The 8,596-nt window shown below is 63.3% G+C and carries 9 protein-coding genes and 1 riboswitch; of the genes, 7 read left to right on the plus strand and 2 right to left on the minus strand.

Annotation, left to right across the window (positions count from 1 at the left end):
- Positions 1-13 precede the first annotated feature (13 nt).
- Positions 14-808 (minus strand): DUF4198 domain-containing protein, encoded by a 795-nt coding sequence (locus F1193_RS07325; protein ID WP_246164185.1) that lies wholly within the window; start codon positions 806-808, stop codon positions 14-16.
- A gap of 136 nt (positions 809-944) precedes the next feature.
- Positions 945-1,157: riboswitch (cobalamin riboswitch) on the minus strand.
- 76 nt (positions 1,158-1,233) lie between these two features.
- Between F1193_RS07325 and F1193_RS07330 the strand changes: the two genes are divergently transcribed.
- From F1193_RS07330 to F1193_RS07360, 7 genes are all read left to right on the plus strand, one after another.
- The gene (locus F1193_RS07330; RefSeq protein WP_150097023.1) at positions 1,234-1,647 is read left to right on the plus strand and encodes a hypothetical protein; all 414 of its coding nucleotides are present in this window, start codon (positions 1,234-1,236) and stop codon (positions 1,645-1,647) included.
- Between the two features lie 197 nt (positions 1,648-1,844).
- Positions 1,845-2,171, plus strand: coding sequence for a hypothetical protein (locus F1193_RS07335; RefSeq protein ID WP_150097024.1), 327 nt, complete (start codon positions 1,845-1,847; stop codon positions 2,169-2,171).
- Positions 2,172-2,293: 122 nt separating this feature from the next.
- Positions 2,294-3,082: a DUF4198 domain-containing protein gene (locus tag F1193_RS07340; RefSeq protein ID WP_150097025.1), complete on the plus strand. Its 789-nt coding sequence runs from the start codon at positions 2,294-2,296 to the stop codon at positions 3,080-3,082.
- 121 nt (positions 3,083-3,203) lie between these two features.
- The gene (locus F1193_RS07345; protein WP_210247319.1) at positions 3,204-3,527 is read left to right on the plus strand and encodes a FeoA family protein; all 324 of its coding nucleotides are present in this window, start codon (positions 3,204-3,206) and stop codon (positions 3,525-3,527) included.
- A gap of 42 nt (positions 3,528-3,569) precedes the next feature.
- A complete protein-coding gene (feoB, locus tag F1193_RS07350; RefSeq protein ID WP_150097026.1) occupies positions 3,570-6,116 on the plus strand; it encodes a ferrous iron transport protein B in 2,547 nt (848 codons plus the stop codon).
- Positions 6,113-6,406 carry a hypothetical protein gene (locus tag F1193_RS07355; RefSeq protein ID WP_150097027.1) on the plus strand — a complete coding sequence of 98 codons (294 nt, stop codon included), beginning with the start codon at positions 6,113-6,115 and terminating at the stop codon, positions 6,404-6,406. The genes feoB and F1193_RS07355 overlap by 4 nt, the downstream gene beginning before the upstream one ends.
- A 138-nt stretch (positions 6,407-6,544) precedes the next feature.
- Complete coding sequence (locus F1193_RS07360; RefSeq protein ID WP_210247320.1) at positions 6,545-8,236, plus strand: type I restriction enzyme subunit R domain-containing protein; 1,692 nt, start codon at positions 6,545-6,547, stop codon at positions 8,234-8,236.
- Here the strand turns inward: F1193_RS07360 and F1193_RS17255 are convergent.
- The gene (locus F1193_RS17255) at positions 8,169-8,591 is read right to left on the minus strand and encodes a hypothetical protein (protein ID WP_246164191.1); all 423 of its coding nucleotides are present in this window, start codon (positions 8,589-8,591) and stop codon (positions 8,169-8,171) included. The genes F1193_RS07360 and F1193_RS17255 overlap by 68 nt on opposite strands.
- Positions 8,592-8,596: the final 5 nt, after the last annotated feature.

Below are 8,596 nucleotides of genomic sequence, written 5' to 3' on the forward strand. Positions count from 1 at the left end.
GCCTCCGGTGGTGTCACTTCAAATCGACGGCGCGGATCCACAGCACCGCGTCCTGCGACAAATCCTTGCCGTCGTGCTGCTTGGCCGGGCCACAGCCGAGCGCGGCGAAGCCCCAGAACCCGGCCTTGGGAATGCCGAAAGTGAACAAGCCATTGGCGTCGGTGACCGCGACGATGGCGCCGCCCGGCGGCGGCGCGACCTTCGCCTTGCCGGCCTTGCGAGCTGCGATGTCCGGCTCGGCGGCGAGATATTCGATCTCGATCTCCGCTCCCGAGACCGGCTTGCCTTCGGACAGCACCACGCCCGAAAAGGTCGATCCTGCCATCACGTTGGTCGGCTTGTTGAGCGGTACGATCTCGGTCGGAAGCCCGACCGGCTGGCTCCAGCCGGTCGGCACGCCGCCCTGGTTGACGAACGACTTGGTGATCTGCTGGATGAACTTGCCTTCGCTCTTCTCAAGGTAGGGCGCGGGCACCAGCACGAAGATGTAGTCGCCCATCCGGCGCACCGGCACCTTGGTCTCGAAGGCCGCCGCCGCGTTCTCCGCGCCGCGGAAGCTGACCGGGGAGAGCTTGCCGAGCAGGTCGGTCTTCTCGCCCTTGTGGACCACGAAGAACGCCTCGGGCTTGCCCATGTCCATGGCGTGGCCATTGGCGAACGGATGCCAGAACGCCAAGAGCAGCGGAATCTCGCGGGCCTTTTCGAGATTGACCTCGGGCGTATAGACGAGCTGGAAATGGGCCCTGGCGGGCGTCGCGGCGCACGCCGCCATTGCCGCCACCACGAGTGCGGATTTCAGAACCTTCACGACAACAGTCCCCCAACGAGGGCCGCAGCGCGGCCCTTGCACCGAAAGGAGACGCTTGGGAGGTCAACGGCTCACACGGACGCCAGCGCCCGTGATGTTGCACGACGCTCACCCCGGCGTCCGACGACAGACCGCTCGCGAACGAGCGGGTGTGGCAGGTCTCCTGGCTCGCGGATCATCATCTCGCCGACCCTTCCCAGCCCTTCGGGCCAGTGGTCACTCTCGGCGATCTTCACCGCTTACAGTTGCGGGGGCAGCCTCGGAATTGCCGCGCGGACGCGACGCACCGTGTTCCCTTTTCATCCCGTTCGGACTCACCGAAGCGGGAACCACGTTTCAGCCTAACAACATCGGCACGCATCGTCGATGAGAATCTGACAACCAAAACACGAAGACTGCCACTCGAATATAAAATATTTGCTCTCATGTTGATGCTGGCACAGGTTCATACATTCCTGAAATGCCGGATAACGCATCAACACAAATCGGACGACGCGGCCATTCGAGCTGTTTCTTCGAGTCGTCTAGATAATGACATCGGCGATCCTTTCATATCTTTCGCAAGCGCAGAGCGCGAGCGGTTACGATTGCCACTGACGATCCGCGGCCGCGCCGATGGTCGCCGCGACAGTGCGCTGGAGAAGCCGAATATCGGCCTGAATCGATGGGAACCTGCGGGCTCGGGCGGCATGGCGGGAACAACTCCCGCCATCGCCGGGCTTGTCCCGGCGACGACCACGGCGAGCGCGCGCAAGCATGCCATGCCATGTCAGCCTGCGTGGATCAGAGGCCGCCGGCCAAAGGCTGACATTGCCACGCCGAAGCTAGAATTGGAATAATTCCATTTTCTATCAATACCTTGACTCCCCCTCGCGGCGCCGCTACTGCTTCTGCATATCATTCCTGTTTGGAGAGCGCAGACAGATTTCGTCGCATACAGTTCGAGCTCCTTCATTGTCTGTGATGGTTATTGGACGCTGCGATGAAGCATCATCTCGCAGGAAATACTCATTCACACAACGTACTGGGGGTTCGAATGAAACACCACATCCTCTCGTCTTTGGCGATTGGCCTTCTTGCTGGTGCCGCGTTTTCGGTCGCGCCTGCGGCGGCTCACACTGCGCTGTGTTCTTGTTACGACAACAAGGATGGCACCATCCTGTGCGAGGGCGGCTTCTCCGACGGCGCCTCGGCGGCCGGCGTGCGAATGTTGGTGAGCGGGAAGGACGGCAAAGTTCTGGCTGAAGGCGCAATGAACAAGAACAGCGAATTCACCTTCAACAAGCCGGGCGAAGATTTTTTCGTTCGCTTCGATGCCGGCGAGGGCCACCAGATCAATATCAAGGGCTCCGATATACACTGACACAGCCCTGAAATCCGAAAATTGCGCGTGCTCCGGCCACCGGTGCGCCGGATTTTCCGCATGAATGGTTTGATGGCGCATGTCAGACCGCCATCTGTGCTTGCCACCGAGGGAATACTACGATGAAGACGTCGACTGTTCTTGCTGCCGGCATGCTGCTCGCTGCCGCGTCGGCGGCCCAGGCCCATTTCCAGCTCGCCTACACACCCGATGTGAACCTGGAGAAGCCGGCCGCCGTGCCGATGAAGTTCATTTTCTGGCATCCGCTGGAGAACGGCCACGTTATGGACATGGGCGAGCCCGAAGCGCTGGTGCTGGTGTTCAAGGGTGAGAAGACCGACCTGAAGTCGAAGCTGAAGCCGATCACCTTCCGGGGCGCCGACAACGAGGCCAAGGCGTTCGAGGCCGTCCTCGATATCAAGCGTAACGGCGACTACATCGTCGCGCTGACGCCCAAGCCCTATTTCGAGAAGAGCGAAGGCTCCTACATCCAGCAGATCACCAAATCGTTCCTGAACAAGGGCGGCATTCCCGATGGCTGGGACAAGCCGGTCGGCCTGCCGACCGAGATCGTGCCGCTGGTGAAGCCCACCAATGTGCTCGCCGGCTCGACCTTCTCGGGTGTCGTGCTGTCGGAGGGCAAGCCGGTCGCCGACGCCGAGATCGAGGTCGAGTACATGGCCGCCCCGCCGGACATGAAGGCCAACAAGCCGGGCAAGGTCACCGTCAAGGCGCCCGAAGGCGGCGCCATCGTGGTGAAGACCGACTCCAACGGCGTGTTCTCGTTCGGCGTGCCGCGCGCCGGCTTCTGGGGCTTTGCTGCGCTGGGCAGCGGCCCGGCCAAGGAATTCGAGGGTAAGGAGCTGAGCCAGGACGCGGTGATCTGGATCCGCGCCTTCGACTTCAAGTGAAACCTGCGTTCCAGGCTGCCGTTGGCGATCCTTCGCCTTCGGCGGCGGGAAGCTGGTCTCCGGTGGCGCGGCGCCCGGCTGCGCCACCGGAAGAGTCATTTCCGGGCGGGGAGCAGCAGCCATGACCGACATGATCCTGAGCGAAACCGCACTGGAGACGGCGTCCATTGCCGGCGGACGCGGCGCGTGGCAGGACGATGAGACGCCGGCACGGCGGCTCGACCATCTCCGTCCCGGCGAAAGCTGCCGCGTGGTGGCGCTGCTCGGCGTCGGTGCGGTGCGACGGCGGCTGCTCGACATGGGGATCGTCCCCAGCGTCTGCGTCGAGGTGATCCGCAACGCGCCGTTGCGCGATCCCATCGAGATACGGGTCCACAACACCTTCATGACGCTGCGCCGGGTCGAGGCCAATCGCATCGAGGTGACGGCGGTCGGTGAGTCGTAAGTGGCGGCGCCTCTAGTCACCCTCCCCCGTTCGGGACAAGTCATGTCGAGTCTCAATCCATCTTCGCGGGCCCGTCTCAAGGTCGCTCTGGCGGGCCAGCAGAACGCCGGCAAGTCGACGTTGTTCAACGCGCTCACCGGCGCGCGCCAGCACATCGCCAACTATCCCGGCGTGACGGTGGAGAAGAAGAGCGGCACCTATGCCGATGGCGACCTCAAGGTCGAGGTGGTCGACCTGCCCGGCACCTACAGCCTGACCTCGTTCTCGCTTGAGGAGCGGGTGGCGCGGGACTTCCTGCTGCGCGAGAAGCCGGACGTCATCGTCAACGTGATCGATGCCTCCACGCTCGAACGCGGCCTGCCGCTGACGTTCCAGCTCATCGAGATGGGCGTGCAGGTCGTCGTCGTCGTCAACATGATCGACGTTGCCGAGCGGCTGGGTCTCAAGGTCGACCCCGAAGCTCTTGCTGCGCAGCTCGGTGTCCCGGTCATTGTCTGCGTCGGCCGGCGCGGTGTCGGCATTGCCGAGCTGCGCGCCGCTGTCCGCCAGATGGCAAGCTGCGCGCACGTTCGTTCGCCGAAGATCGTCGATTACGGAACGCTTGAGGATTCCATCGCCGACATCGAGCGCCGCCTTGAAGAATCGTCGGTTCGGCCCGCCGGAATATCATCGCGCTGGCTGGCGCTCGCCTTGCTCGACGGCGGCAGCGAGGCGGAAACGTTGCTGATCGGTCCCGCGGCGGAGCGGCAGGCCATCGCCGAGGCCGCGCGATCCGCGCGGGAGACATTCGGGCTCAGCGCTGGCACCAGCGCCTCCGATCACGTCATCGCCTGCCGGCTGCGTCATGCCCTCGACACCATCCAGGCATCCGTCCAGGACCGGCGGCGCGGCCTGCCGATTTCCGAGCGCATCGACCGCGTGCTGCTCAATCGCTGGCTGGCACCAGTATTCCTGCTGGCGACCATCTGGGCAGTCTATCAGCTCTCCATCGTACAGGGCTACGAGCTGACCAAGGTCACGTGGCCGCTGCTGGCGAGTTTTCGCAACTGGGCGTCCAGCGTGCTGCCGGCCGCCGGCTTCCTCACCGATCCGTTCGCGCGGGCGTTCGGGCTGTGGATGGTCGATTCCGTCAACACTCTGCTCAATTACGTGCCGATCTTCCTCATCCTGTTCTCGCTGATCGCGATCCTGGAAGACAGCGGCTACATGGCCCGCATCGCCTTCATCCTCGACCGCATCCTCAAGCGCTTCGGCCTGCACGGCCAGTCGACGCTGCCGATGGTGCTGGCCGGGGTGTTCGCCGGCGGCTGTGCCGTGCCGGGCGTGATGGCAACCAAGGCGATTCCCGACCCAAGGGCGCGCCTGGCCACCATTCTCACCGTGCCGTTCATGAACTGCCTGGCCAAGGTACCGCTCTACACGCTCCTGATCTCGATGTTCTTTCCCGAGAACAAGGGGCTCGTGCTGTTCTACCTCTCGACCATCACCGTGGTGGTCGCGCTCCTGGTGGCCAAGCTTCTCACCGTGACCGTGCTGCGCAAGATGGAGACAGCGCCGTTCGTGATGGAGCTGCCGCACTATCATTTGCCGACGCTGACTGGCGTGCTGCGCCGGGCGTTCGACCGTACCTGGCTCTACATCAAGAAGGTCGGCACCATCGTGGTCGCGGTCGCAGCCGTCATCTACGTGCTGCTGCAGTTCCCCGGCCTGTCCGCCGACCGCATCGCCTATTTCCAGGGCCGCGCCGAGGCATCGATCGCCGAGTTCCACAACCGGATGGCCGGCAATCCGTTTGCGGCGGCGGTGCCAAGCCAGGAGCGGCTGATCGACCTGATCAATGTCTACACCGCCTATCGTGCCGAGAAGCTCAATGCCGGCGGCAAGGGCGCCAGCGATGCTCTCGATGCCGCCTATGCCAGCCGTCACCCGGAGTTCGTGCCCTTCCTGCTGCGCCGCGGCACCGACCCCAACGCTCGCAAGGCGTCGTCCGCGCTCAAGACGCTGGCCGACGAACGCAAGACCCTGCGCCGCGAGATGAAGGAGGAGCGCCTCACCGTCAGCGCGCTCGGCCGCATCGGCCAGGCGATGGAGCCGGTAACGCGCTTTGCCGGGTTCGACTGGCGGATCAACGTCGCGCTGCTCAGCTCGTTCGCCGCCCGCGAAAGCAGCGTCGCCACGCTCGGCGTGTTGTTCGGCTCCGACGACGGCGAGGCCAAGCGCCTCGAAGATCGCATGGAGGCGCAGGGACGAACAAACTACACGCCCCTCACCGCGGTCTCGGTGATGCTGTTCTTCGCGCTCTATCCGCCGTGCCTCGCCACCATGATCATGGTGCGCCTGCAGACCGCCTCCACCCGCTGGATGCTGTTCGCCATCGTGTTCCCGACGATGCTCGGTCTCGCGGTGGCGGGCACGGTGCAGCTGACCGGCTGGGCACTTGCGCTCGACGGGCTGACGACGATCTCGGTGATCTATGGCAGCGCGCTCGCGCTGCTCGTGGTGGTCGGGCTCTATCGATCACCGCGCGAGGTGTGGCGCACGGTACGGGCGACGCCGGCAACGATCAACACCAGGGAGACTGCCACATGACCACGACAGCCGCCGTTGCAGCTCCGCCGGTGCCAGCGGTCGACCTTAGTGGCGAGGCCACGGCCGGGCCCTGGGAGATCATCATCCCGGTGGTGATCGCGGTGGCCGCCCTGCTCTACCTCGCGCGATCCTATGGATTCCTTGGGAAACGCAAGAAGCCCGGCTGCGCCCAGTGTGCCTCCGGCTCCGGCTCCGGCTGCGCGGGACAGGCTGCCGCCCCCGAGGCGAACACCTGTGCCGCGACGTCGTTCGCCCCGGTGCCCGGACGCGCCGCGCGCCGCGACGAGTGAATTCGGCCGCCGCAAGACGCGACTCGTCATGCCCAGCTGGCAGCCAGGCTTGCGCAGGCGGGGTGAATTCGCCTGTCCCGGCGATGACCCGGGCGAGAGCGCGCATGCATCTCATGTCGCGGCAAGGCGGCAGCGGCCTTGAACGCGGCGTTGACCGGCGCTGAAGACAGCGACGAGGACGAGTCCGTCGAAGACAAGATCAACGCGATCATGGAGAGCCGCAAGATGCTCCCGAACGCGAGCTATTTCGCGTTCACCGCGACGCCGAAGAACAAGACGCTTGAGATATTCGGAGAGCCATTCCCCGAAGGTGATGCGGTCAAACATCGCCCCTTCCATAGCTACACGATGAAGCAGGCGATCCAGGAAGGTTTCATCATCGACGTGCTGCGCTACTACACGCCGATCAACAGCTACTATCGGCTGGTCAAGACGGTCGATGCCGATCCGGAATTCGACACCAAGCGCGCCACGAAGAAGCTGCGCCGCTATGTCGAAAGCAACGACCACGCGATCAGGCTCAAGGCCGAGATCATGGTTGATCATTTCCACGAGCAGGTGCTGGCGCTGAACAAGATCGGCGGCCAGGCACGGGCGATGGTGGTGACCTCCGGGATCGAGCGCGCCATCCAGTATTTTCACGCGGTGAGCGCCTATCTGGTCGAACGCAAGAGCCCCTATCGTGCGATCGTTGCGTTCTCGGGCGAACATGAATTCCGCGGCGCGAAGGTCACCGAAGCCAGTCTCAACGGGTTCGCCTCGAAGGATATCGTCGACAGAATCGAAACCGATCCGTACCGCTTCCTGATCTGCGCCGATAAGTTCCAGACCGGCTACGACCAGCCGCTTCTTCATACGATGTATGTGGACAAGGCCCTCTCGGGCATCAGAGCGGTTCAGACCTTGTCGCGGCTCAATCGCGCGCACCCGCAGAAGCACGATGCGTTCGTTCTGGATTTCATGAACGATACCGAGACGATCCGCGCTGCGTTCGACACGTTCTATCGAACAACGATCCTGAGCGACGAGACCGACCCGAACCGACTTCACGATCTCAAGGCGACGCTGGACAGATATCAAGTCTACGATCCCACCCAAATCGAACAGCTTGTCACCTTGTATCTCTCGGGCGCGGATCGCGACCGCGTCGATCCGATCCTTGATGCCTGCGTCGCAACCTACTCTGACAATCTCGACGAAGACGGCCAGGTCGATTTCAAGGGCAAGGCGAAGGCGTTCGCGCGCACCTACGCCTTCATTTCATCAATCCTGCCCTACACGAATGCAGAGTGGGAAAAGCTTTCGATCTTCTTGAACTTCCTGCTGCCGAAGCTGCCGGCGCCGCGCGAGGAAGACCTGTCCAAAGGCATTCTCGAAGCCATCGACATGGACAGCTACCGGGTCGAGAAGCAGGCCGCACAACGGGTGCAGCTCTCCGATCAGGACGCAGAAATCGATCCCGTCCCAATCGACGGCGGCGGTCATAAGGCCGAACCTGAACTGGATCGGCTGTCGAACATCATCCGCAGCTTCAATGATCTTTTCGGCAACATCACTTGGGCCGATAATGATCGCATCCGTCGCCTGATCGCCACCGAGATCCCCGACAAGGTCGCGGCCAACGCCGCCTATCAGAACGCGAAACAGAACTCGGACAAGCAGAACGCTCGGATCGAACATGACAAGGCGCTGGCCGGTGTGATCGTCGGGCTGATGAAGGACGACACGGAACTGTTCAAGCAATTCAGTGACAATCCGGAGTTCAAGCGCTGGCTGACCGACACGGTTTTTTCAGCGACCTATGATCGGCCTGCACCAACGGCTCCTTGATTCTCATCGTGAGCATGTGGTCGTGCTGCCGCTCCCACTCCACGGGAAAAGGCGCCAGCAGGTCGTTCAGTTGCAGCCCCGCCGGCTGCCGCCCATCCAGGATCGCCTCGACGATGTCCGGCGCGAGCAGCGTGAGCCGGAGAACGCGCGCCAGATAAGACGGGTTGATCTTCTCGGCCGCGGCAAGGTCCTGGACGGTCGCGAACTCACCGCTCTCCAGCATCCGCCTCCAGCGGTGAGCGCGGGCCAGCGCCTTGATCATGGTGTTCACCAGAGCTATGTCGGAATCTGGGTGATGACGGGGTGAGAGAGGCGGCGTATCGGGGCGGGGAACCAGCCTGCCCAATCCCTCCAGAGGAG

It is taken from the genome of Blastochloris sulfoviridis, assembly GCF_008630065.1.
Taxonomy (GTDB): Bacteria; Pseudomonadota; Alphaproteobacteria; order Rhizobiales; family Xanthobacteraceae; genus Blastochloris; species Blastochloris sulfoviridis.

Coding starts and splice junctions, on each gene's coding strand:
- F1193_RS07355 (WP_150097027.1), top strand. CDS start 6,113: ATGACCACGACAGCCGCCGTTGCAGCTCCGCCGGTGCCAGCGGTCGAC.
- F1193_RS07340 (WP_150097025.1), top strand. CDS start 2,294: ATGAAGACGTCGACTGTTCTTGCTGCCGGCATGCTGCTCGCTGCCGCG.
- F1193_RS07345 (WP_210247319.1), top strand. CDS start 3,204: ATGACCGACATGATCCTGAGCGAAACCGCACTGGAGACGGCGTCCATT.
- F1193_RS07335 (WP_150097024.1), top strand. CDS start 1,845: ATGAAACACCACATCCTCTCGTCTTTGGCGATTGGCCTTCTTGCTGGT.
- feoB (WP_150097026.1), top strand. CDS start 3,570: ATGTCGAGTCTCAATCCATCTTCGCGGGCCCGTCTCAAGGTCGCTCTG.
- F1193_RS07330 (WP_150097023.1), top strand. CDS start 1,234: ATGTTGATGCTGGCACAGGTTCATACATTCCTGAAATGCCGGATAACG.